The organism is Neolewinella sp. (assembly GCF_965214665.1).
Lineage (GTDB): Bacteria > Bacteroidota > Bacteroidia > Chitinophagales > Saprospiraceae > Neolewinella.
This window is the reverse complement of the sequence record NZ_OZ243970.1, coordinates 2,038,886-2,063,667: the sequence shown is the minus strand read 5'-3', so window position 1 is coordinate 2,063,667 and position 24,782 is coordinate 2,038,886. Positions and strand designations below refer to the sequence as shown.

The window sequence follows — 24,782 nt, the reverse complement described above, 5'->3', positions numbered from 1 at the left end:
TATCTTCATCTTTGTCCAAGAATACTTGTTGGAGCAGGTGTAAAACCCCGTAACGAATACGGTTCAGATGAATGGTTTTGAGGAACGTATCTACCGGACATCAGCATTTCAGTTCTATCTGAGAATGCTCCACCTTGGCCTCCAATACTGGGTACCCAAGTTTCTGGTAAGCGCTTTCGATCCTGATCGTCAGCTGGCATTGCTTTATAATTAGGAGCATTTTCCGGAAAAGTTGACTTAGCTGAATTGAAGTGGCTTAGTATAGCTAGATAAATTTTGTCACTCCCTGCCAATGAAGCTAAGTCTGGTCCACTAGAAGCGAAGGCATTCGTAGGTAGATCTTCATACGAATAATAGCTTTTATCTGCACCCGTTCCGAAAACGAAAGCCTGTAGTATTTTATCACCTGAAAGGGGCTCTAATATATTTGCTGTTGCCTCTCCTGCTTGATGTACAAGAATGTAATGAGATAAATCTATCCATCCATTCAATCCTGTATACACGTAGCGAACCGCAGCAGTACCATTGCCATCAATGTTTTTATTTCTAACGAAGCCGTTAATACCTTCCAATGTGTTCAACCCTGCCGCCTTCCATTGATCAATAGCTTGTTCAATTGTGCCAGCCTGATTTGTTGCAGGTTCTGCTTCAAACTCAAGACTACCCTCCAACAACCGTGCCCGCCCCAACTCATAATCCTCAGCACTAGGATAAGGATACATCCCGGTCGGATCGGTAAAGTTCACGGGGTTGTTGTACGTGTAGTTGTAAGGACTCCAGTTCGTGAGTGAGGTGGCCATCGGGTCGACGCCCATCCAGCGACCAAGAGAAGCATCATACCAGCGTGCGCCGAAGTCGCTTAGACCAAGTCCGCCGGCTATTTCCTTACCACCATACCGAAAGTTGTAGGGAGTTATCGATGGCCCTTCGTATTTCAATCCCTCGTTCTGCATACCAAACGGATAGTAGGCGTAGGTAGCCCGCACCTCAGAGTAACCATTATGGTCCCGGAACAAAATGCGTGTGTTGCCCTGGTGGTCCCGAAGAACGTACTCGTATACCCATTTATTGCTCTCTCTGACCACCCGCCCTTCCTCGTGGTAGATCGACTGTATGCTGCCGTCGACGATCTCGATGCCGTCCACATAGTCGGTTCGCTTGTTGGTGGCCGGATCGACCTGCACAATCTTCTTACCTAAACCATCGTAGGCCATCTGGTATTGCCCTGCTGAATTTTGAATCTGGCGCGGCAAGTTAAAGATGGTATAGTCAATTTTGGTGATACCCTTGTTCGGCTGGCTCAGGGTATTGCCGAGGGCATCATAGGTAAAAGTAGCGGCTGTGCCCTGGGGGCCGAGGTAGCCGGCTGTGCCGCTGCCTGCCTCGGTCACCGATAGCAACCGGTCACTAAAGGAGTTAGTTACATCGTAAGCGTAAGTCAGCTGGTCGATGATACCGTAGGTACCATTGGCAAGTTTACCCCTACGGCGCAAGGTTTTGATGTTGCCGTTCAGATCATACGTCAGGTTGTCTACGGTGTAACGGTCAATTTCTGCTGTAGAACCACCCCGGTAGTTCGCTGCCTTGAGTCGACTCAGCTCGTCATAAGTGTAGGAGTAAGTATGTGGGCTATTCTGGTAAATGGTCTTCCACTCAGTAGAACTCACATTGCCGCTGTACTGTAGCGTTCCTGACCCACTGGATGGCTGATTGTAGTAGTTTAGCTTGAGGGCAAACAAATCTCCACCATTACCATCCGATAGGCTACCGCTCATCTGATTGATGCCCGTAGGCCATCCCTGAATGTTGTAGCTATAGTCCAGGGTCTGAGCCCAAGTGGCATCACTTACGCCATCACGTCCTACCGTCTTTTGTTTGAGGTTCCCTAATTCGTCATACTGTCTGCCACTTAGCAGGACTTCTACTCCACTATCACCCATTTGGTGGGTTGTGGTTGTTGGGTGGCGGTATCTATCGTACTGATAGGTCTGATTGATCACCACGGTCTCGGAGATGCCCCAACTAGGGTTTTTGGTGTGGCTACGCCGACTACGGGTTCTATTGCCACTGAAATCGTACTGATACCAGTAGACGTCTTTACCGCTGAGATAATGTGTTTTGTTAACCTGCACCAGGCGGCCCCGGCGATCATAGTGCATCACTCCGATGTGTGGTGTTGCGTTGACCGTATTGCTTGCATTTATGACCGATACACGCTCACCCGTTTGTAACCCGCGTGCAAAAGCGGATGGGGCTGATATTCCAGAAAAGAAACTGGTAAAAGCTGAGGGAGGCGCTACGTACGCATTCTCTGTTTCCACTGCGATGGTACCATCAAAATCATAGTCGTCGTAGTAGGCCACACTGTAGATTTCCAGGTCGCTAATGGGAAATGCTTGGTTGATAGTGTACTTATAAACGGTTGAGCTTGATTCTTTTTCGTAAAGCGCCTGGGAGGTAGTAGGCAAGGCGGTTCCTTTGTACACGCCGGTCATGATCTGCCGTCCTTGGAGGTCGTACTTAACAAACTGACTTTGTCCAGTAGGGAGTTTGGTCAGTACCAACCGGTCCAATCTATCGTAGTAGTATGCAGTAGTCGAAGTACTTTGACCTGGCGTACGGGAGCTTGTCATCAAATTAGTCGTACTACTATACGTTTTCCAAAAAGCATTATTCTTTACTGCGGTCGTACTGATCGTATAACTTGCTGTAGTGTGGCCTTTTTCTGATCCTTCCGGGGTAATAACGTAGGTGGGGTTACCCAAGTCATCGTAGAGATAGTACGTCTTACTAGTATGGTGATCCTCCCGCACCTTTCTGCCGGCCTTATCGGTAAAGGTGGTACTCGTTCTGCCGTCGCTATCGGTTTGTTTGACTACTAACAATTCCCCCGCAGCATACCATCCACTAGCTGTGGCAAACTGGCGAACCTCGTTGGCTTTGTTTACCCGGTATACGTAGACTGTTGGACGGCTGTTAAGGGCACTTCCAACGCCTCTTTCCGACATAAGTCTACCAATCGGAGCTTTCAGCATTCCTAATTCGGTGTAGGCTTTCGGTCCGTCCGCGGTACCGAACTTACCTGTGTAAAACGTGCTCTGTTTGGTCACTACATCCGACCGATAAGTACCCCCATCAGTGGCAGTGACTAAAGGTAGGTAGTTCTTCGTCTGGCGACCAAACTCGTCATAGACGCTAAATGAAACGATGTCATTCTTAGTCGAACTAGTAGAGTAACCTCCGGCTACATCCACCGTCTGTACTGCGCGTCCTAAACCATCTACATAGCTAACGATTTTACTGAGGCTACTGGTGCTTGCAGCCGTGACGGTGGACGTAGAAGTCATACCGGATGTAAGCGGCCGATAACTCGTTACTGAGTTTATACCAGCCTGTCCTCCTGCATCGTACATGTAAGCATTGTACATCACAATATTGCCATCAAAGTCCTTCACGGAAGCCAGGCGGTAGTAGGAATCGTAGTCGAAGCGCTGTAATTGACCGTTTTCGTCCCCCATCGCTGTCAGGCGGTTGTATGTTGGATCCTGCGTATAGGTTGTCATCATTCCGGAGAAGGGGTAAAGGCGCACCTCATCCGTAGTGCCGGTGATGTCTACACGAACTGACGCGTTCGCGCTCGCGGTAATGACACGCTCTACGTAAACCCAACCCTCGCCGTCAGCAGGCGAGGCGATAGTCCGACTCACGGTGACGCCACTACCGGAAACTGCAACATTAGATGCCGCTTTGGTCCAGTAGGATACGATGTACTTGTCTGCTGGTAGTCCACTCTTAGTCAGGGTAAGTTGATTACTAGCACGCTTACCTCCTTTGACCGGAGTAGTAACGTAATAAGGACTGTTTCCTGAGGTGTTGGAGGCTGTCCAACCTCCGTGGTAAAGTGGCTCCTCAAAGCTAGTGAAGGCGCATTGTTGGACGGTGCCTCCCCGGATAGCGGCAGAGATTTGACCACCAGTGCGATCCCAGATGTATGTTGTTGGAATGTCATAGGTATTCCTGGCCTGTGTAATGTTGCCATACATATCACGAGCCTGCACTTCTTCGCGGTCCGCTACTGTGTTACCGTTAAAACCGTCCTGAACCTTTTTCACGTAGACATGAGTACCGCCACCACCTGGCAGTGCTACGGACTCCATAAGTAGTTGCGAACGATACCGTAGTGTAGTTCCTACCAGGAAATCCTGAACTAGCGGCATACCAACTAGTTTCTCATTTTGTATAGCCGTAAGGTTGGCCACTGGATTGCCGGGTGTATTAGCGTAGTATGTTTTGGTGGTAAACTTTTTCTGGTCACTGTTAACGTAGTAAACTTCGGTGGGTTTGAGTACTCGAGTATCTTTATAGCTATGGTAGCGCACCTTCGTTATTGACTCAGCGGCTCCGGAGGTGGGGTAGAAGAACTCTTTGATAGTGTCACGAACGGGCACGTTACTGGTAGCGTATAGTTCTAACGTGTTGACCCGGAACTTTGTCTTGAATACATTCGATGACGCGCAAGCGCTATTAACTTCGTAACCGGTGCGCCAAGTGTATGTGCCGGTTGAAGACCGGCATAAAAATATCTTATTGTCCTGTAGTTCCTCAGCTTTTATAAGCACTTCTTTTGTCAGCGAAGTAGTGGAGCGTACACTGCTGTAGGCGTATCCGTGTGATACGATCAGTTTGTTCTGGTCGTCGTAATCTAAACGCTGTATCAGCTTACCGTTGTTGGGCTTGTCAATTTCTACGTCATTGAATTCATCGTTGATGAAAGTGTAAACTGTTTTACCTGCGTTAGTCTCGGTAACCCTACTATAACCAACATAGCTACCATCCACAGCGCGCAGTGCCTTGATGCTTTGTGATTGTATACTAAGTCGATTACAGCTAAAGACAGGTGGTGGATCACATACCTCTATAGCTTGGGAGGGCTGACTGTATGTTTGAAACGAGGTTGTGTAGTCATACTTAGGTCTAGCTAGAACCAACCCTGAACTGCGCGAAGTACCGGCTTTTTCGTAGGTGAAGCTGCGTGTACGTGCCGCAGTTGTACCAGTAGCAGTTGTAAATTCACGAATGCGTTGAATGCGTACGCCCCCACCCGGAATAATTGGTGCACTACTTATTGTACCGCATAAACTCCAATCCGGCACTTGATGAGCTTCATAATCAAATTCCAATCTTCCCCCTGTGGGTAAACTGACTTTAGTCATTATGCCAGCCTTGACGTTGGAAGAACTGGTTTGCCGATTAGCGTTGCCAGCAGTAAAAACCCTGCCATCGCACAGTGTAATTTTAGGTGTAAGCGATGAGACTGAATTTGATGTATAGTAGCCCCAGTGATCGATGTAACGTGAGTTAACATCGGAAGGCAGCGTACCGCCACTGTAGGTGAATACGTACGGTTTTGTGGAAGGATGATAAGGAGATTTGTAATTCTTCAGGGTAAGTCGGCCAGTGGACTCGTCGTACGTAAAATTGTGAGTGACGGAAGTGGACGATCCATTTTTATATATATTGAGCGCATCGAGTCTGCGTCCAGAGTAAGAGTAAGTCCCGTAAGACTTATTGAATGCTGAGGAAACCAATTCGACCTTTCCTGTAGTTGTACCGCCACGACTCAAAGTAGCATCCTTAAGCCAACGTCTTCCAGTGACCCATACTGCTGAGTAGGCCCCCCCTCCGCTGGAGGTAACTTTTACGTTTGGACCACAGAAGTCTGGGTTTCCACTTGTAAGGCACGCATTTCCAAAGCCATAAACGGTATTGAGTTGATAATTCCATACTTCTAGGCTCTGTGTGGCTGAATTGATGTTCACTTCATTGGCATCTTCCAAATAGCTCAAAGTTATTGTTTCCCTTCCGTCATAAGAACGAATAGAAGAGAGGTGCCACGCAGATGGGTAAACGTAACCCGACACACCAACCATTTCACCTCCATTCAGGGAAGTGTTTACGGTTATCCTTGAAGTTTCAACTTTGTCGAATACGTATACCGTACCGTTCTCATCCGTAACCGTAAAGCTTGTTAGCTTACTTTGACTATCGAAGGTAGGGGTAATGATGTGACTTTCTGAGGCACGATTGAACACTTGTTTATCTGGACTGATGAAAAACGTACCGCTACCGCCTGGGTAGTTAATCTGATAGAGATCGGGCTGGGTTTCTAAGTAGCCCAACTGAGCATTGTATATGACGTTATAGTACCCAATTAGATCGCTCGAGGCGGTGTTAGACGTAAGTTTGCTGATATCGCTACTTTTCCCGTAGTAATTGGTTCCATCTGGTGCACCGCGCACGGTACGGGTGATAACTCCACCACCCTGTAGGGTCCATCCTAGACCAACCCAGCCTGGAAGTTCACTCACTTTGTTGGCACTACCCCGGTAGTGCAGACTGAAGTCCATCCCAATCTTATGGCCTTTAAGCTGCTCGATGGGTAGGCTGTAATTGAGTGTGCCAGTGTAGTGCGATACGTCTACATCTACATGGGCAGAAAGGGCAGCCGCTTCGGGAGCAGCGGGAACAACAGCGTTGTTACGCAGATAGGTGAAACGCTGAAACCCTTCCTCTGCGGTAGACGGATGGTCACTGTAGCCCTGTGCCATCAAAAGGTTGGACCAAAGACCAACACAGCAGAAAATTAGTTGGACAAAGCCTATAGTGAGGTAGGAACGCGCCATCGATGCAGTGAGTTAAATAAGTGAGTGACTAACGAACAATAAACGACTGTACATAGCTCCCTGCCGGGAGAGCAACCTGGCACCAGTACATACCTGTTGGCAGATTCAGTCCATCAAAACGATACTCTAGCGACCCGGGAGGCATAGTCTGTTGTCCTACTATCTTACCAGAGCCATCTAAGAGCGTAATGGGTACGGCAGTAGTGCTAGTTTCGGATAGCTCAATCCTTAATCTACTGGTCACAACGGTTGGGTAAACTCTCACTTGCCCATTGAAGATCGGGAGAGACTGTAAGCTCGCAGTGGACAGTGAGGCCTGATTCATACGGCCCATAGGAAGTGTATTACTCTGTTTGCCTCTGCGAAAGACACCGGTTTCGTGAAAGGCAATAAATTCTAGATTCCCACTCCGGACATAATCTCGGGGATAGCCAAACTGCTGCGTGGGCGAATTAGGTGACTGTTCGGAGGACAGACCCTGTTTAGTCGATAGGCTTATCAGAGTAGAGTTTTCTGCTTGCTGAATCATAGTAACGATTCCTTCAAGAGGTAGACCAGTAGCTAACGATGGATTTGTCCATAGAGAGTCGGCGATAGAGAACAGGTAGGCCCCCTGCCCGCTAGTTCCTACAACTAGCTGTCGATCCCACCAGGCTAGACTGATTACATCCGTAAGCTTGTCTAGCTTGATAGCTTTCCATACTGAGGTATTGCTTCTCTGATAGAATACTACTTCTGATCCGCCGGCAATCAAACCGAAGGGGGTCCACAATATTGAGTGCACGTGAGAGGAATACGCCCCCGGAGGTAGTTCAGCACTGTGCCAAGTTTTCTCGTTGATCGACCGTGTATAGATGCCTTGATAGGTACCAGCATAAAGTTGCTTACCATCAGTAGTCAAGGAAGTCACATACCGATTGCTCAATCCAGCAGTATCGACATAGTAGTCTGAGCACTCTGAAGAAACTATGTGGATGCCACCACCTAAGTAGGCTACTAGCATTCTGCCGTCTTCCAGACCTAATATATCACTGACCGATCCTTTAGGTGAATCGCACGCATCCCAAGTGTCTCCTTGATCAACACTGATATACATACCCGCTCCGAAGGTTCCAGAGTAGACCGCATCTGCATCCATATATAGCGCACTCGGTGGATAGTCAACAGGATGGGTAGTAGGTTCCCATCCCAGTTGCTGACTGATCAGAACGATGGGTATACAGCATACAAACACTAGGGTGAGTATAGTATTCATGTAAAATTAGGTTGATACTAGGTAAAGTGTAGTGAATGTGAGTGAAGAGGATATACAGATGGCCAGCAGTCCAATGACCGCTTCTGCGTACACATGTTTGAAGAGAGCGTAAAACTTGGACTACCTATTATCCAGCTGAGAGAAGCTGCGGTGCCTAGTAGCGATGCGGAAACTGACACATAATTACGCGTGTCATACCACATGTGCAACATTACGGTAAGCTAGGTGAAAACTTTAACTAAAAATGATCGCTGATCAGCAGGCTACGCACCGAAAGGCCGTCAGCTAGAGGTGGGTGTTACCAACTAGCCGCTAGCTGCCCGCGGTACTCTTGGGCTCGTCCGCAAGCTCCACTACGAGCTTGTGAATGTGACCGGTAGTCTAATGCGGAGTGGTCAGTTGGCAGCCGCGGGACTATCCACCCCAGTCCCGGTCGCCGAGCTAGCTCCCGGCATGTACGTACTGCGGCTGCGTAATGGCGCGCAGGAGGTGGTGCGGCAGCGGGTGGTGGTGTTTTAGGGGGCAACTGGTTGAAATTGGGTACTTTGTACGCATCATGCACTACACCGTCCCCCGCCTCATTTGCTGGGCCGTCCTTTGGGCGACCGGTAGCCTCTGGGCTCAAACCGCCCTTACCATCGACCTGACCGACCCCGAGCAGGTCGCCGAGATCGACGAACGCTTCAGCTCCTACAACGTCGAGATGGCCGAGGTCGTGGGCGGTGACTTCTGGATCCCCTACGATCAGATGGATACTACTCAGACCACGGAGATCGGCACTACGCTCGAACTCGGGGAAGATCAGAACCGCTACCGCTACCGGCCGCCCGTAGACCTGAGCAACGAACGCCTACGCACCCTGGCCCGCGGCCTCTCCCCGGCCTTCATGCGGGTGAGCGGCTCCTGGGCTAACTACGTTTACTTCCAGGACAACGACTCCACCAAGCTGGAGCAGGCACCGGAGGGCTTCCGCAACGTGCTCTCCCGCGACGAGTGGCGCGGGGTGCACGATTTCGCCGCTGCGACGGATGCCGATCTGATGACCTCCTTCACGATCAGCTCCGGCGTGCGCGACGCCGATGGGCGCTGGACCCCCGACCAGGCCCGCCAGTTGCTCGACTTTACTAAGGAGGAGGGCGGTACCGTCGACGCCGTGCAGTTCTTCAATGAACCCAATATGCCGGAGTACGCCGGCGCGCCGAAGGGGTATACGGCCCAGGACTTCGCTGGCGATGTACAACGCTTCACCGACTTTATTCACGAGGCCCTGCCGGGCGTGCCGATTGCCGGTCCGGACGCCGTAGGGGAGGGAGGGCTGATGCCCGCCGGGATGGCCATGCCGCTGTCGACGGACGATCTGCTCTCCGCCACGCCCCAGCCCGCCTTCGACGTCTTCGCCTACCACCACTACGGCGGTGTTTCCCGCCGCTGCGCCACCGAGCCGCCCATGCACTCCCCCGTCGACAGCGCCCTGACCGACACCTGGCTGCGCAAAACCCTGGGTACCCACACCTTCTACGAGGAGCAGCACGACCTGCATCTGCCGAATACCCCGATTTGGCTCACCGAAACCGCCGAGGCAGCCTGCGGCGGTAATCCCTGGGCGGCCGAGTGGATCGACGTTTTCCGCTACCTGAGCCAGATGGGCCTACTGGCGCGGGAGGACGTGAAGATCGTCATGCACAATACCCTTACCGCCAGTGAATACGGTTTACTTGATCAGGCCACCCACACCCCGCGCCCGAACTACTGGGCGGCGCTGCTGTGGCGTCGGTTGATGGGCACGCAGGTGTATGATCCCGGTGTGGACGGCGGCCGGTTAGGGGTGTATCTGCACAGCCACCGGAATGACCCCGATGCCAAAACGCTGCTGCTGATCAATCCCACCGAATCCCCCATGACCGTCGACGTACCGGCCCCCGGGCAGCGCTATACGCTCACCTCCGATGGCCTGCGGAGTAAGACGGTCTACCTGAACGGGGAGGAGTTGGCGCTTACCGATGCGGATGAGCTGCCGGAGCTTAATGGTGTGGCTACGGAAGCTGGGACGCTGGAGGTTCCGGGGTATGGGGTGGTGTTCTTAGTAGTGGAATAACTAACCTGCTAAAATGTAAAACCGTTTTACAATTTAGCAGGTTAATTGAATATGATCGACCGACTTCTGGAAGACGTTATTGTAGAGGATCTAAGCTGGTCACCTATCGTCGGAGTTATTGGACCCAGGCAGGTGGGTAAGACCACGCTCGTCCAAGAACTCGTCCCACGTATAATTAAAGGTTGCGTCTATTTGGATATGGAGCTTCCGTCTGACTATCGTCGTCTGGAGGATGCAGAAAGCTACTTAGCCCCACTAAAGAATCAGTGTGTCATCATCGACGAGGTGCAGTTAGTACCTACGTTGTTCCCTCTGCTTCGTGCCCTGGTTGATCAACACCGGCAGCCCGGTCGCTTCATTATTTTAGGATCGGCCGCGCCCCATGTGGTACGTCAGATAATTGAAACGCTTGCCGGTCGTATCACCTACCATGAGTTGTCTCCCTTTTCTTCGAGTGAAGTGCTACCGGGCATCTCACAACAGACCCACTGGTTCCGCGGCGGTTTTCCCGGTGCTTTACTCAGTCGTAACGAACGGATCAGTCGCCGGTGGCTGGAAGACTTTATCCAGACGTTCATTCAGCGTGACCTCTCGCGTTTAGGTTTCGCCATTCCGTTGACCACGATGCGCCGTCTAATCGAGATGTTAGCTCACCTCAATGGACATCTTCTCAATCTAAGTACCCTCGGTAAATCGCTCGGTGTAACCCATAACACAGTGGCGCGCTATCTCGAACTCCTAGAAGGAAGCTTCCTCATCCGCCGGCTTGCCCCCTACCACGCAAATCTGGGTAAGCAGCTCGTCCGGTCACCCAAGATATTCTTTCGTGATACCGGCCTACTCCACCATCTACTAGGCATTGAGAATTACGATCGCCTACGCGGCAACCCAGCCGTGGGCAACTCCTGGGAGGCCTACGTGCTGGAGCAGATCATCCGCGAGGCCCCGGAGTTTTCCAAGTTCCACTTCTACCGCACCCGGTCGGGGGCCGAGATCGACTTGTTGATGACACGCCCGGACGGGGAGAAGTGGGCCGTGGAGGTGAAGCTATCGGCCAGCCCGAAGGTGACGCGGGGTTTCTGGACGGCCCTGGAGGATGTGAACGCCGACCGGGCCTTTATCATCGCGCCGGTGGGGGAGGGGTATGCGTACCGGGAGGCAGAGGTACTAAGTGTAGAGGCTTTCCTACGATTACTGTAGTAAGCGGTTATGGCCGGTTGTTGCGCTATACCCTTTGCACCTGCGGCCCCGCCCCCGGCTTGTTGGTGGGGAATGCCGGGCCGGGCGTGTACATTCGTGGCTTCTAGCAAACTACTTCTGCGATGAACGACAAACCAACCATGCTAGGGGCCACCCTGACCAGCGATACCTACCTCCGCCGGCTCGCAGGGGAACTGTCCGCCATCGACCGGGAGAGCCTGGGGCGGTGGGCCGACCTGATCTACCGGGCCTGGGAGCAGCAACGGTTTGTATTCATCCTGGGTAACGGCGGCTCGGGGACCACCGCCAGCCACATGGCCGAGGACCTGGGTAAGGGCACTCTGCGCAACGAAGACCTGCGGGACGAGGACCGTAAGCGATTGCGCGTACTGAGCCTGACGGACAACACGGGCTGGATCACGGCCCTGGGCAACGACCTGGCCTACGATCAGGTATTCGTGCAACAACTGATGAACTACGGCAGTGCCGGCGACGTGGTGATCGCCATCAGCGGATCGGGCAACAGTGCCAACGTGCTCAACGCCGTCGACTGGGCCAACCGCCACGGCCTGCATACCTTCGGGCTGACCGGCTACGACGGGGGCCGGCTGCGGGAGCTACAGCAGGATGGGCTGCACGTAGCGGTGCAGGACATGGGTATGGTAGAAAGCATCCACCTGTGCGTATTCCACTGGGTGCTGGATGACGTATACGCGCGCACCAACCGCGTCGGACGCTACGGGGCAGAGCAGCGGTGAGCGCTCCCTACCTGGGCATCGAGATTGGCGGGACGAAGCTGCAATTCGGCGTCGGGACGGGACAGAGCGGCGAGCTACTGACCCTCATACGGCGGGACGTCGACCGGGGGGCGGGTGCGGCGGGCATCCTGCGGCAGATCGCGGAGGTGGCCCCCGGTCTGGTCGCCGAGTACGCCGTGGCGGCCGTCGGAATCGGGTTTGGCGGGCCGGTGGATGCGGTGGCGGGGCGGGTGACCAGAAGTAACCAAGTAGCCGGCTGGGAGAATATGCCGCTGGTGGAGTGGTGTACCGAGCTGCTGGGCATTCCCGCGGTACTGGCCAACGACTGTGACTGCGCCGCCCTGGCCGAGGCGCGGTACGGGGCCGGCCGGGGCGCTGCTACGGTGCTGTACGTGACCGTGGGTACGGGCATCGGGGGCGGGCTGGTGGTGGGGGACAAGCTGCTCGGGCGGGGCCGGCCGGCGGTGGCCGAGATCGGTCACCTGCGCCCCGGTACCGACGCCGCGACGCCTGCCGATACGGTAGAGGCGGTGGCGGCGGGGCCGGCCATTGCGCAGGCGGTCCGGCGGCGGCTTGGGGAGGATGCAGTACCACCGGAAGCACGTCAGGATTTACTCCGGCGCTGCGGCGACGACCCCGAGCGCCTCACCGCCAAGGTGGTGGCCGAAGCGGCGGCGGGCGGCAATGCAATCGCCACCGCGGTCCTACAGCACGCCATCCAGACGCTAGGTTGGGCCATTGCCCAAGCTCTCACCCTGACTGCGGCCGACGTGGTGGTGGTCGGGGGCGGCGTCTCGCTGATCGGCGAGGCCGGTTTCTTCGAGCCGCTGCGGGAGGCGGTAGCGGGGTACGTGTTTGCGCCGCTGCGGGGCAGTTACCGGGTGGTGCCGGCGGGGCTGGGGGAGGGGGTGGTGGTGTGCGGGGCGGTGGGGTTGGCGCCGCAGGATAGGGGGTAACCGCTAGCGTTCGCAACGTTTGTCCGGCTTCATCTGTTTTTTCGTAAATTCCGCAATGACACCGCCACAAAGTTACCGGGTAACGATCAAGCAAGCTTCTGCGCTTGCTATTCTAGAGTCGCTTAGGGCTATGCAAGCTATAGAGCTTGACCCGGAGCCGGCGGCTGGTAGTACCGGTCAAGCCAATGTTCGATCCTTGCGGGGCAGTGTAAAGCGCAAAGCTAGTGAGGCGATGTTGCGGCATACCGAACAGGTACGTAGCGAATGGGGAAAGGGAGGCGGGGAATAACCTTACTGGACACCAATAGTGTAATCTATTTTCTCAGCGACAATACCGACGACGAGGTTATTTTTCCTATTGAGGAAGCGATTGGCAATCGCCCCCCCAAGCTGTCGGTTATTACGGAAGTTGAGCTACTGTGTTAGAATCCTTCCGACCCTTCATTACAATTGGCCGGATGGTAACCTTTTTACACGCTGAGCCTCAAATCAGCGCATGGAGGTAAGCGGCGGTATTGTCGAGTCCATTGTTATGCAGTGCTTTAAGCACATCATACTCATCCATTGCAGGACTGCGTCGATTCAGTGCGAGCCTACGGAACGCTTCCACTGCGGTCTGCTGATTTAAATCTATCGTATCCGCAAGGAAATCGTCAGCGCTCTTCGCCCTGAGGCCGAACTGACTGAGGTAGTCACGGGGAAAATCCTTCAAGTTGTTTGTGACGATCAGGTTTGCGTTAGCTTTAATGGCCGCTGCAAGTACGTGGCGATCCTTCGTGTCAGGCAATTCTAGCCCATCGATGAGCGAATCATAGTTGATCACCATAGCATCCGGAAAGGCATCCGCGGGCCGCATCGTTCGGCTTTCAATCGTGGCATCGTCCAACCCCTTACGCGCGAGTATCTCTTTCCACTCATCCCAAATATGCTGGCTCCACTTCGGGGTGTAGAGTTTGTAGTAGGCAAACCACAGCAACAGGTCACGAGTATTCAGGGGGTAGATGACATTCGTATCGAGTACGCAGGTAAATCTTAGGCTATGTATCATACAATCCGTCCGCTTCGTCCGCCTGCATCATCTCAGTGAGTAACCTTTCCTGCTTCGCCCGCATGGCACGCTCATAGGTCATCAAATCTTCAACCCTTATGCGTCGGTGGCGGCCAACTTTGGTAAAGGGAATTTCCCCCGTTTCCAATAACTTGATGAGGTAGGGACGGGAGACATTCAGGTGATCCGCTGCCGCTTGAGTGGTCATTTCTGCGGCGATTGGAAACACCGATACAGACTTCCCCTGACTCAGTACCTGTAGGATCTCACTCAGCAAACTGAGCGCATTGAGGGGTACTTTGATGCGCTCTCCAGTTTCTTCGATCTCGATCTCCGGGGTTTCCGTCCGTAGGTGCTTCAGTGTTTCCTTCAGGGCATCGTAGGAGTGAAGGGCTACTTCCTGATCTTGCTTGGAGGGTTTAGTAAATTGAGTGATGAGTTGATTTTTCATTTCGCTTTGTTTACCTGTCTCCGTAAAGGTAAGTGAATTATTCGAAGCAAGTGAAGTAAGCGAATTTGCTCAATGGCAAGCTTCCTGACTGATTGATAGACCTAGCCCTCAAACGGAGCGCCATATAACTCCCTAACATCCCCCCCAGTGGGCGGGCGCAGTTCAGGTTTGTTCCAGGTCTAGATTTGTAGGATAGCGGTGCGTTCATGCATCTTTAAGGTGACAAAACGCTACAAGATGAAGAACGTCACCGCCACCGGAAAGATAATCAACTTTGCCAAAGAGCTATTCGCCTGCCGCTTGCCCGAATGGGTGGCTACCCTGACCGAAGGTGACTTGCTTGCCACAGAACGGGAAGTTTACCAAGCGGCATCCCGCTTGTTTGATGAAGTCGTGAGACTGTGCCTTTCGGCCTCCGCCTTACAAGTCTGTAAGTCTGCTAAAGAGAGCCAGAAGAACCTGGTGTTGCGTAGCCACAAGATCAAATTGAGAACGGGTCACTGTGTTGAGGTCGAGGGGTTATACCGAAAGCGGTCCGCCGCACGGGGGGATGATCGCTCGCGGCATCTACTAGAAAGTCACTGGGGAGTGATCGAGGGGGCCGGCCCCGGTTTGTACGATGTGGCGACTCATGCCGCCATGGTTGCCCCCTCTTACGACCAGGCCCAGTGTTTACTGGTGCGCCACGGTGTCGATGTGAGTGTTTCCGGGGTTCGTAGGCTGACCAACCGGGTAGCGGACCGATGTAGCAATCTGGGTGAGGCGAATCTGCTTTTGGAATCCGGGGAAAGTCTGGCGGGCAAGCGAGTGTTGATTTCGAGTGACGGTGGCCGTAGCCGGACGCGAGACTACCGAACCCGGGGTGATGAAAACACGCCGGCCCGCTACGACACGCCCTGGAAGGAACCCAAACTATTCGTCATCGAAGTGCTCGATGAGCGGGGGCGGTTATGCACCCACCATTTACCGAGCTACGGATGTCGCTTCACGGATGAAGACCACCTGGCCTTGCTGGAAGAGTACCTGACCAGGCTCAATATCGCCGAGGCCGAAGAGGTGCAGTTGGTAGCCGACGGGGCCACCTGGATCTGGAATCGCGTTCCCGATTTATTGCGGCGCCTGGGCGTGGCCCGGCACCGCACTACGGAAACCCTAGACTATTATCATGCCGTAGAACACTTACATCGCCTCTTCGATCACTTGCCGAGACGTATCGGTAAAAAGCACCGAAGCCGGCTATGGAAGCGGTGCAAGCAATGGTTATGGTCGGGCAAGGCGGACCATATTTTACCAGCAGTTCTCACTATCGGTGATCTTGGCTCGGGTAGCTACCTTTGATCATGGCAAGCAACGATCGGGCTCAACTGAGTGAACAGCTCAGTTTTGACCATCTCTACCACCAACTCATCGTCCCCTTTTTCCGCTCCCTGGATGACGGGCGAGCGTTCAACGCCAGCTACGCGCTGCTGGATGCGCTCAAAGCTGCCTTTGCCATCTACTCGCTCAAGGTACCCTCCCTGTTTCAGTTCCGCACCATGTCACAGGCCGAAGACCACAACCTGAGTACGGTCTATCAGATCGTCGGTCGCATTCCCAGCGACAACGGCTTGCGTAAGCTGCTCGATGGCCTGGACCCGGCCGCCCTGCGCGCGGGTTTTGCCCAGCTGGCCCAGCACGTTAAGGCAACGGGACTGCTTAAGCGCTACCACGTCTGGCAGGACTACGTGGCCGTCAGCGTGGATGGGGTGGAGCACTTTTGCTCCAAAAAGGTCTCCTGCTCGCGCTGTCTACAGCGCCGCCACCGTGATGGTAGTGTATCGAACTACCATGCCATGCTGAGTGCCGCCATAGTCAAGCCCGGACTGGCCGAGGTGCTGCCCTGGGATCACGAGCCGATGACCCAGCAGGATGGCGAGGTCAAAAACGACGGTGAGCGTACGGCCGTGCATCGGCTGCTGGCGAACTTCGAGGCGACCCACCCCGACCTGGCCACCATCTTCGTACTCGATGCCCTCTACGCCTGCGCCCCGGTGGTCGAACGCATCGGCCAAAACGCGCACTGGCGCTACCTCATTGGCGTTAAGGATAAGGGTCACGCCCACCTGTTTACCCAATTCGATGAACTAGATAGTCAGCATAAGATCCCCTGGCAGGAGTGGAAGACGAAGGGCGGGGAGGACTATGCGGTGGGCTACGCGAACGATCTAGAACTCAACGCCGCCAATGCCGAAGTATCGGTCAATATGCTCTACGCCATCCTGCGCGATGCCAAGGGCCAGGAGACCACCTTCACCTTTATCACCAACCTGGAGCTGAGCCCCGACAACGTAGCCGAATTACTGGCCGTGGGACGCGCACGCTGGAAGATCGAAAACGAGACATTCAACACGCTCAAAAACCAGGGCTACCACTTTGAACATAATTACGGTCATGGACAGGAGCATCTCTGTACCGTCATGGCCTATGTGATGATGCTGGCCTTCTGGGTCGATCAGCTACAGCAGGCGGCCAACCGCAAGTTTGGCGCCCTGCTCACTAAACTCAAAACGCGGGTCAAGTTGTGGGACGCCACCCGCTCGGTCTTCCGGGTCGTACCTGTCCGGTCCATGGACGCCCTGCACGATCAGCTCATCGACCTGTACTGCGTTAGGCTGATTTGACCGATAGTGAGAACTGCTGATATTTTACGCTTGTTCGGTTGGCTATGGAAACGAATGCCAAAGCAGGCACGGGTGGAAATCAACTATTTCACCAAGCACTAAAACCGGACGCAATACGCTGATTACGAAAGCAGTAAGTTAGTGTGCGGTAGCGGAGTGATTGAATCGGCGATTCGTCGCGTGATTAATTTACGTTTTAAGAATACCTCTACTTTTTGGGGGGCGGACAACTTGGAAAAGTTGTACTTCCTACGGGGTGCCGTCCTGTCGAAACGATGGGATTTGCTGATGGAAAACTTAGCTAATGGGCGCTAAATCCGCTGGGACAAACCTGAACTGCTCCCGTGGCTCATGATCACTGTCATCCTCATAGAGAAAATTGTAGTCTTCCCCGATGAGGTCCGTCTCTAGATCAGGGTAGTGTCGAAGGACGGCGTCGATATCTAGCGGGTCGTTTGGGCGACGCTCCGGTCGGTCGTCAAAGGCAATCAGTTTGAGTAAAACAACGGCGGGGATGGAGCAGACCTTTAGGTGATCATCCTCAATTTGAACATCTTCCAGTGCATGCAGGTAGGTCTCCATGAAGCCTTCCAGCTTGACCTCTACCAGGCCTTGTCCCTCAACGATCACCCTTCCATCTTCTTCTATTTCACCGAAGGGTAATAAGTCTACTGGAATACCGTAGGGAGAGTCCAGGCAAAAGGCATTATGGGGCGCGGGGCTGTATGTAGTGTACCCCAAAATTCGAACAGGTAAGTAAGGTCCACTAACTTGCTTGTATGTCTAAACGAAGAACACATTCGGCCAGCTTCAAGAAGAAAGTTGCCCTGGAGGCCATCCGGGAAGAACTGACCATGGCCGAGCTGTCGCGAAAACATCAACTGCACGCTTCACAGATCAAGACCTGGAAGCGGGTACTGACGCATGAATCCGACGAGCTTTTTGGGTCCAAACGCAAGGGTAATCGCGGGGCAGCTTCGAGCCTCGGCCTGGAAGATAAACAGCGTGATGAGCTACTGCGCATCATCGGTAAGCTACAGGTGGAGAACGAGTTTCTAAAAAAAACGCTCTCCTGATGCCCCATTCACAAAGAGTAGCCGCCCTGGATAGCGGGGCGCATCTCAGCGTAGTGCGCCAGAGCCATCTTCTGGGTGTATCTCGGTCTCGGCACTACTACCACCCGGCAGCAGAAAGCGAGCTAAATCTGCGACTGCTGCGGCTGATGGACGAACACTACCTGGACTACCCCGACAAAGGTCCGCGACGAATGCTGCGGTGGCTCCGGCGAGAACACCAGTTGGAAGTCAACCTCAAACGCATCAACCGCCTGTACTACAAGGTGTTAGGACTACAGTCGGTGCTCCCAGGGCCACATACTTCCCGTCCCGCGCCTGGACATAAGGTGTACCCCTACTTGCTACGTGGGCTATCCATGGAGCGGCCCAACCAGGTCTGGCAGACGGACATCTCCTACATTCCAATGAAGCGGGGGTACCTCTACTTGACGGCCTGGATCGATGTGTATTCTCGCTTCGTGCTGGACTGGTCGCTGTCCAATACGATGACCGCCGAGTGGTGTAGCCAAGTCTACCGACGCACCGTCGACCGCTGGGGCTGTCCCGAGATTGTTAACACTGACCAGGGCGCTCAGTATACCTCGGAAGCTTTTACGCAGGCCGTGCTGGGTCAAGCTGATGAAGCTACTCGGCTCAGTATGGACGGCCGCGGACGGGCTACTGACAATGCCTTCATCGAACGCCTCTGGCGAACGGTCAAGTACGAGTACATTTACCTGCATGAATTTGTCGATGGCCTTGCGCTCAAACAAGGACTGCGGGTATTCTTCGACTACTATAACTACGCCCGAGATCACTCCTCGCTGAGCCCTGGGCTACCTCACCAACATTATCCCACCGGACCTAAAACTCTGTCATAATCTGTCGAAGAATGGGGTACACATCAGTATGCATGGTCGCTAATCAGCCTAGTCCTGAGTCTGTTATACATCTGCTTACTAGGCAAGTAGAGAGCAAAATCTACATCCTTTGTGCCTCTAGGGTGCATCTCGTGCGCTGTGTACCAGACATTCCTCGCTAACGCTCCCACCGCGAAGAAATTAAGATCTAACGCTTCACACGCAAGGCGAACGTCCGCTATTATCTGTTTGAGGTGCGGATTGTGTAGCGCACTATAGCGTAGGTCGGACATGCGTTTCGTAAAGTTGTGCCGCCGCCGCTAGATTTCTCGGCGTTGGCCGGTACCGCAGATCAGCATATACCAGTAGTGGATTAACGGTTGGTTCGTTGTTAGGGACACCAGCCCAGAACTGACTCACAATCTCTACGGAGCCATCCTTTCCGGCCGGTACTAGATCGAGGATTCTAGCTAGTGCATGAAGGGACTGGTCAGTATAAAGCGTAGCTCGGTCACCAATCAACTCGGTACCGAGTATGTCGGCACCTAGTTCACCCCCTAGCGTGTTGGGTGGGCACTTCTTTGCCAGTTCGTACGACCGCGTGTCGGGGCCGAAGGAGAAAAGAGCTGACTTAAGCTTAGGTCGTAGAATCCTATTGTACGCGGTCACCCAATCGTCGATCAGCTCATCCCGCCCATTGAGCTCGTATACCTTCGAGCTAGTTTCAATCAGATAGGAAGAAGATAGTAGGTCCTTGATTGTTTTACTTACGGTGTCAATGCTTACACCAGCTAGCTCGCCAATCTCTCGATAAGGAAGATTGATAGTATTGCAAGTAAGAAACTGATATACTACCCGTAGCCCCGCCTGAGTGAACGCCCTACCCTTTGGAATAGGGGAGACACGTGCCGACTTTCCCGTCTCAATATAGACTAAGACCTCGCCGGCAATTTGTAAGTAAGCGTTTCCGATAGTATCGAGGTAGTTGAGCTTATGTTCTCTCAGGTACCTTTTGGCCGGATCGCTGATGTAGTTCGAGACCAAAAGATGAGCCTTTCCAGGAGACCTTTCTATACTGCTCGCTTTAGGGGCAGTGACTGATTTGGCAACGCTGTAGGAGAACCGATGGCACTTCCCGTGATCGCTCAGTATTATATGCTTATCGCCGTCGACGGTCAGGGATAAACCGGTCAACGTAGCGAAGTTGACCACGCTGGTCCCAACAATGTCACATAAGTTATTCATACTGTTGTACGCAAAGATAGCACGTATGTTTTAAACATACAATATCTACTAGCATACGACCTAGCTGACTGCGAAACCGAATATTTAATCACTGACGCCAATTCGTGAACTACCACGCCACCACTTACCTTACACCCCCCAAACAACCACCCCCCTCCACCACCCCCCTCACCCCCGATAGCTATCGGGGCCCCGCCCAAATGCTTCACCCCCACACCCGCCTCCAGCACATCTCCGACGTCGTTGGTTACGGCATCTTCGCTACCGAGGCCATCCCGGCCGGTACCATCGTTTACGTCAAGGATAGCCTGGAGATCAGCGTCACCCCCGAGCAGTTCCTGGCCCACGGACCGGAGATGCAGGCCGTGATCGATAAGTATTCCTACATCGATGAGCACGGCGACCGCGTCGTGTCGTGGGACCTGGCCAAGTACGTCAACCACTGCTGCCAGTGCAATACGATCTCGACGGGCTACGGCTTCGAGATGGCCCTGCGCGACATCGCCCCCGGCGAGCAGCTGACCGACGAGTACGGCATCTTCAACCTCGATATCGAAATGGAGCTGGTGTGCGATCAGCCGGGCTGCCGTAAGAAGATCGGCCCGAGAGACTTCGACCGCTACTACAAGGAGTGGGATGCCAAGATCGAGCCCGTACTACCCAAACTCTTCGCGGTGCAGCAGCCGCTGGGTAGTCTGCTTACGGCGGAGACTAAGCGGGAGCTGGAGGCGTTTCGGAATGACCGGGGGAAGTATAAATCGGTGTATGCGCTCAAATTAAAGGACTAGGGAGTTAAGGGGTCAAGGAGTTAGGGGGTTAGGATGAAACCTGAGCCACGTCGGAGCTGTTCCAATTCTTTGAGTCCCGCTCGCTTACTTCTTAGAGCCCCCTTAACTCCTTAGCCCCTTTCCACCTTAACCCCTTACCATGGCCAGTCCAGCCACCCCGGAAGTACAGAATTACGTAGCCCACCCCGACATTGAAAAAGTAGAGCTTAAGTACCTCGCCATCGACGAGTACGAACGGCTGCGCGACATTATGGAGGAGGCCTACGCCGTGCTGCCCGAAGCCTCCTGGGACCGCGAGCACATCCAGAAGCTGATCGATATTTTTCCCGAGGGACAAATTGCCGTACACATCAACGGCGAGCTCGCGGGTTGCGCCCTGGCGATCATCGTGGACTATAAGCAGTTCGGAGACCGGCATACGTACCGGCAGATTACCGGAGATTATACCTTCTCCAGCCATAACCCCGACGGGAATATCCTGTACGGCGTCGATGTCTTCGTGCACCCCAAGTACCGCGGACTGCGCCTGGGTCGCCGCATGTACGACTACCGCAAGGAACTCTGTGAGGAGCTGAACTTGGAGGGCATCACCTTCGGGGGCCGGCTGCCGAAGTACCACCTGCACGCCGATGAGCTCACGCCCCGGCAGTACATCGAGGCGGTGAAGTCGAAGGACATCCACGACCCGGTGCTCAATTTCCAATTCGCTAACGATTTTGCGGTCAAGCGCATCATCAAGGACTACCTGGAGGGCGACCACGAGAGCCAGGAGTACGCCGCCCTGCTGATGTGGAACAACGTGTACTACACCGCGCCGACGCGCAAGGCCCACATCGAGAAGAGTGTGGTACGCCTCGGGCTCGTGCAGTGGCAAATGCGCCCCTACAAAGACCTGGAGGAACTGCTGGAGCAGGCCGAGTACTTTGTTGACGCCCTAGCCGCCTACCGGTCTGACTTCGCACTCTTCCCCGAGTTCTTCAATGCGCCGCTGATGGCGGCCTACAACGATCTGAAGGAGCCCGTGGCCATCCGTAAGCTGGCCGAGTTTACGGAGCCGATCGTAAAGAAGTTCAGTGAGTTCTCGATCAGCTACAACATCAATATCATCACCGGCTCCATGCCCTCGGTGGAGGAGGACGGCAAGCTCTACAACGTCGGCTACCTCTGTAAGCGCGATGGGACGGTGGAGAAGTTCTATAAGCTGCACGTGACCCCCGACGAGGCCAAGGTGTGGGGTATGGTGGGCGGCAATACGCTCCACGCCTTCGATACCGACTGCGGCAAGATCGGCGTGCTCATCTGTTACGACGTCGAGTTCCCCGAGCTGCCACGACTACTGGCCGAGCAGGACGTCGATATCCTCTTCGTGCCCTTCCTCACCGATACCCAAAACGGCTACAGCCGCGTACGCCACTGCGCCCAGGCCCGCGCCATCGAGAACGAGTGCTACGTAGCCATTGCCGGCTCGGTCGGTAACCTGCCCAAGGTGCACAATATGGACATCCAGTACGCCCAGTCGATGGTGTTTACGCCCTGCGATTTTGCCTTTCCGAGCAATGGGGTTAAAGCCGAGGCAACGCCAAATACGGAGATGATCCTGGTGGCGGATGTGGACCTGGATCTACTAAAGGAGCTGCACGAGCACGGTAGCGTGCATAATTTGCGGGACCGGCGGACTGATGTTTATTCTTTGGCACTGCGGTAAGTATTGTCGGTCGGCCGCCGTCCATTCACCCCACCAGCCAAAAGCCGCACGAACTCCCTATACACCACCCCCTTCCCAGCCCCAGGATTCCCATCCACCCCCATCCGCACCACCACCATATCCCAGTCGGGCACGATCGTGCACACGTTGTGGTTGAGCCCGCTGGTGTAGGCCGCTGCGGGGTGGTCGTCGGTGGCCGGAATCACCCACCAGTTGTAGCCGTAGGTGCCGCGGCCATCGGTATCCCGGCGATCGGTATCGCCCAGCGCTAGGTCGGCCGGCACCTGGTTGGAGGTAGCCGCGGCAACCCATTCCGCCGGTACCAGTTGCTCATCTTTCCATCTTCCCCCGTTCAGGTACAGTAGTCCGAAGCGCGCCTGCTCCGCGGCCGACATCTTCAGCCCCGTGCCCCCGAAGTTGATCTGCACCGAATCACTGCCCACCTTGCCCTCGCCCCACCACTCCCGCTTCGCAATACCGATCTTCTGAAACACCCGCGCATCGAGGTAATCGTTTAGGCTCACTCCCGCCGCCTGGGTCAGCGCGCGACCGGCCATGATCATGGCCTCGTCCCAGTAGGCGTAAGCGGTGCCGGGGGCAAAGAGGGGTGGGGCGGGCACATAGGGCGTCCAAGACCAGTCCTGGCTCGGTTCGCCCCAGCGGCTGTCCCCCACGGCGTCGTAGCCGCTGGTCATGGTCAGAAAGTGGCGATAGGTCACTGCGGGGTACAGCTCGCGCAGCAGGGGCTCGTGTTCCATGGCTAGCTGGTCCAGTTCGATCAGGCCGTCCTCGATCATTAGTCCCGCGGCGGTAGCCGTGAAGCTCTTGGTACACGACCAGATGTCGTGCACCTTTTCGATACTATCCCCCGCCCAGGCCAGTCGACCGTGGCGGATCACCATCACCTCCTCGAGGCCATCTTCCTTGCAGTGCGTTTTTAGGTAGGCCAGCGCACTATCCAGCACCCCCGGGTCGATCCCTACGGTTTCGGGATTGGTTCGCAGCCAGCTCTCCCCGGGGTATACCGTCTCTCGTGCAACCGCCGTAGGTACAGTTGGGGCGGGGCCGCAGGTGCAAAGCAGGAGGAGTAGACAGCCGCATACTAGCTCGCGCATTTATACCAGTTTGGTCCCCCCGGAGCGGGTCAGCGTCCGAAACCGATCCTGAATTTGCTCCAGCACCGATTGGGTATGCTTATTTACAATTTGCCGCCCGTCGATCTCACGCACTCGCGTTAACTCGCCCATCGTACCGGTAGTAAATACCTCATCGGCGGTGTAAAACTCGCTCACGGAAATTCGGGCCTCGGCGTGGGGGATGTTTAGCTCTCCACAAATGCTCAGCACGGTAGCCCGCGTGATTCCCGGCAGACAGTAATCGGCGTAGGGGGTGCGCACCGTGCCACGCCGTATGCAGAATACATTTACGCCGTTAGCCTCGGACACGAAACCGTCCTTGTCCAGCATCAATCCCGCGTCCGCCCCCGCCTGATTGGCCTCGATCTTGGCCAGGATATTGTTGATCAGGTTATTGTGGTGGATCTTGGAGTCGATGCTCATGGGACTGTTACGGCGCACGGAGCTGGTCGCTAGTGTGATCGACTCCGGGTACACCGGCGGCTTGTGTTCGGCAAGCACGATGAGGGTGCAGCCCGCCTGATTAAGCCGGGGGTCCATGCCGGAGGTGATCTTTTCGCCGCGGGTGAGGGTAAGGCGGATGTGGACGTCGTTGCGCATATCGTTAGCTACCAGCGTCTGCCGGATGGCCTCCGTGACCTCCTCCCGCGTTGGAACACCCTGAAACCACATGGCGTGGGCGGAGTCGAAGAGCCGGTCCAGGTGGGCATCCAGGCTGGATACCCGGCCGTCGTACACCCGTAGCCCCTCCCAGACCGCATCGCCCCCCTGCACGCTACTATCGAAGACGCTCACCCTGGCCTGGTCGCGGTGCAGCAGCTCGCCGTCGATGTACACTTTGATGTCCCGGTTGGCCGGGTTGAAGGCCTGTAGCATAGGTCGGTGGG

Annotated in this window: 17 protein-coding genes and 1 pseudogene; 11 read left to right on the top strand and 7 right to left on the bottom strand. The window is 54.6% G+C overall.

Features of this window, described 5'->3' with window-relative positions:
- Window positions 1-5 precede the first annotated feature (5 nt).
- On the bottom strand, window positions 6-6,683 hold the full coding sequence (locus tag ACOOHD_RS09085; RefSeq protein ID WP_420461252.1) for an RHS repeat domain-containing protein: 6,678 nt from the start codon (window positions 6,681-6,683) through the stop codon (window positions 6-8).
- A 1,612-nt stretch (window positions 6,684-8,295) separates the two neighbouring features.
- On the opposite strand from ACOOHD_RS09085, the pseudogene ACOOHD_RS09080 reads away from it, so the two are divergent.
- The 5 genes and pseudogenes from ACOOHD_RS09080 to ACOOHD_RS09060 all read left to right on the top strand — a co-directional run.
- Window positions 8,296-8,457: pseudogene (locus tag ACOOHD_RS09080) on the top strand (hypothetical protein); the annotation flags it as partial.
- 37 nt (window positions 8,458-8,494) lie between these two features.
- Window positions 8,495-10,033 (top strand): hypothetical protein, encoded by a 1,539-nt coding sequence (locus ACOOHD_RS09075; RefSeq protein ID WP_420461251.1) that lies wholly within the window; start codon window positions 8,495-8,497, stop codon window positions 10,031-10,033.
- A gap of 51 nt (window positions 10,034-10,084) precedes the next feature.
- Window positions 10,085-11,233: an ATP-binding protein gene (locus tag ACOOHD_RS09070; RefSeq protein WP_420461250.1), complete on the top strand. Its 1,149-nt coding sequence runs from the start codon at window positions 10,085-10,087 to the stop codon at window positions 11,231-11,233.
- A gap of 122 nt (window positions 11,234-11,355) precedes the next feature.
- Entirely contained in the window at window positions 11,356-11,991 is a 636-nt protein-coding gene (locus ACOOHD_RS09065; RefSeq protein ID WP_420461249.1) for an SIS domain-containing protein, read from the top strand.
- Window positions 11,988-12,947 (top strand): ROK family protein, encoded by a 960-nt coding sequence (locus ACOOHD_RS09060; RefSeq protein WP_420461248.1) that lies wholly within the window; start codon window positions 11,988-11,990, stop codon window positions 12,945-12,947. The genes ACOOHD_RS09065 and ACOOHD_RS09060 overlap by 4 nt, the downstream gene beginning before the upstream one ends.
- Window positions 12,948-13,431: 484 nt before the next feature.
- Here ACOOHD_RS09060 and ACOOHD_RS09055 read toward each other — a convergent pair whose 3' ends face one another.
- Together ACOOHD_RS09055 and ACOOHD_RS09050 are read right to left on the bottom strand one after the other, a co-directional pair.
- Window positions 13,432-13,995 (bottom strand): PIN domain-containing protein, encoded by a 564-nt coding sequence (locus ACOOHD_RS09055; protein ID WP_420461247.1) that lies wholly within the window; start codon window positions 13,993-13,995, stop codon window positions 13,432-13,434.
- Window positions 13,985-14,446, bottom strand: a complete 462-nt coding sequence (locus ACOOHD_RS09050) for a helix-turn-helix domain-containing protein (protein ID WP_420461246.1) — start codon at window positions 14,444-14,446, stop codon at window positions 13,985-13,987. The genes ACOOHD_RS09055 and ACOOHD_RS09050 overlap by 11 nt, the downstream gene beginning before the upstream one ends.
- Before the next feature lie 237 nt (window positions 14,447-14,683).
- Between ACOOHD_RS09050 and ACOOHD_RS09045 the strand changes: the two genes are divergently transcribed.
- Both ACOOHD_RS09045 and ACOOHD_RS09040 read left to right on the top strand, forming a co-directional pair.
- A complete protein-coding gene (locus ACOOHD_RS09045) occupies window positions 14,684-15,784 on the top strand; it encodes a hypothetical protein (protein ID WP_420461245.1) in 1,101 nt (366 codons plus the stop codon).
- A 2-nt stretch (window positions 15,785-15,786) separates the two neighbouring features.
- Window positions 15,787-17,106: a transposase gene (locus tag ACOOHD_RS09040; RefSeq protein ID WP_420461244.1), complete on the top strand. Its 1,320-nt coding sequence runs from the start codon at window positions 15,787-15,789 to the stop codon at window positions 17,104-17,106.
- 297 nt (window positions 17,107-17,403) lie between these two features.
- Here the strand turns inward: ACOOHD_RS09040 and ACOOHD_RS09035 are convergent, their stop codons facing one another.
- Window positions 17,404-17,847 carry a hypothetical protein gene (locus tag ACOOHD_RS09035; protein WP_420461243.1) on the bottom strand — a complete coding sequence of 148 codons (444 nt, stop codon included), beginning with the start codon at window positions 17,845-17,847 and terminating at the stop codon, window positions 17,404-17,406.
- 38 nt (window positions 17,848-17,885) lie between these two features.
- Here ACOOHD_RS09035 and ACOOHD_RS09030 point away from each other — a divergent pair, with 38 nt between their 5' ends.
- Complete coding sequence (locus ACOOHD_RS09030; protein WP_420457933.1) at window positions 17,886-18,182, top strand: transposase; 297 nt, start codon at window positions 17,886-17,888, stop codon at window positions 18,180-18,182.
- On the top strand, window positions 18,182-19,042 hold the full coding sequence (locus ACOOHD_RS09025) for an IS3 family transposase (protein ID WP_420459203.1): 861 nt from the start codon (window positions 18,182-18,184) through the stop codon (window positions 19,040-19,042). The genes ACOOHD_RS09030 and ACOOHD_RS09025 overlap by 1 nt, the downstream gene beginning before the upstream one ends.
- A gap of 252 nt (window positions 19,043-19,294) precedes the next feature.
- On the opposite strand, the gene ACOOHD_RS09020 is transcribed toward ACOOHD_RS09025, so the two are convergent.
- On the bottom strand, window positions 19,295-20,215 hold the full coding sequence (locus ACOOHD_RS09020) for a type IV toxin-antitoxin system AbiEi family antitoxin (protein ID WP_420461242.1): 921 nt from the start codon (window positions 20,213-20,215) through the stop codon (window positions 19,295-19,297).
- Between the two features lie 155 nt (window positions 20,216-20,370).
- On the opposite strand from ACOOHD_RS09020, the gene ACOOHD_RS09015 reads away from it, so the two are divergent.
- Both ACOOHD_RS09015 and ACOOHD_RS09010 read left to right on the top strand, forming a co-directional pair.
- Window positions 20,371-21,054 (top strand): SET domain-containing protein, encoded by a 684-nt coding sequence (locus ACOOHD_RS09015; RefSeq protein ID WP_420461241.1) that lies wholly within the window; start codon window positions 20,371-20,373, stop codon window positions 21,052-21,054.
- Window positions 21,055-21,193: 139 nt separating this feature from the next.
- Complete coding sequence (locus ACOOHD_RS09010) at window positions 21,194-22,759, top strand: GNAT family N-acetyltransferase (protein WP_420461240.1); 1,566 nt, start codon at window positions 21,194-21,196, stop codon at window positions 22,757-22,759.
- Here ACOOHD_RS09010 and ACOOHD_RS09005 read toward each other — a convergent pair.
- On the bottom strand, window positions 22,738-23,874 hold the full coding sequence (locus ACOOHD_RS09005) for a serine hydrolase domain-containing protein (RefSeq protein ID WP_420461239.1): 1,137 nt from the start codon (window positions 23,872-23,874) through the stop codon (window positions 22,738-22,740). The genes ACOOHD_RS09010 and ACOOHD_RS09005 overlap by 22 nt on opposite strands.
- On the bottom strand, window positions 23,875-24,771 hold the full coding sequence (locus ACOOHD_RS09000) for an aminotransferase class IV (RefSeq protein ID WP_420461238.1): 897 nt from the start codon (window positions 24,769-24,771) through the stop codon (window positions 23,875-23,877).
- Window positions 24,772-24,782 lie beyond the last annotated feature (11 nt).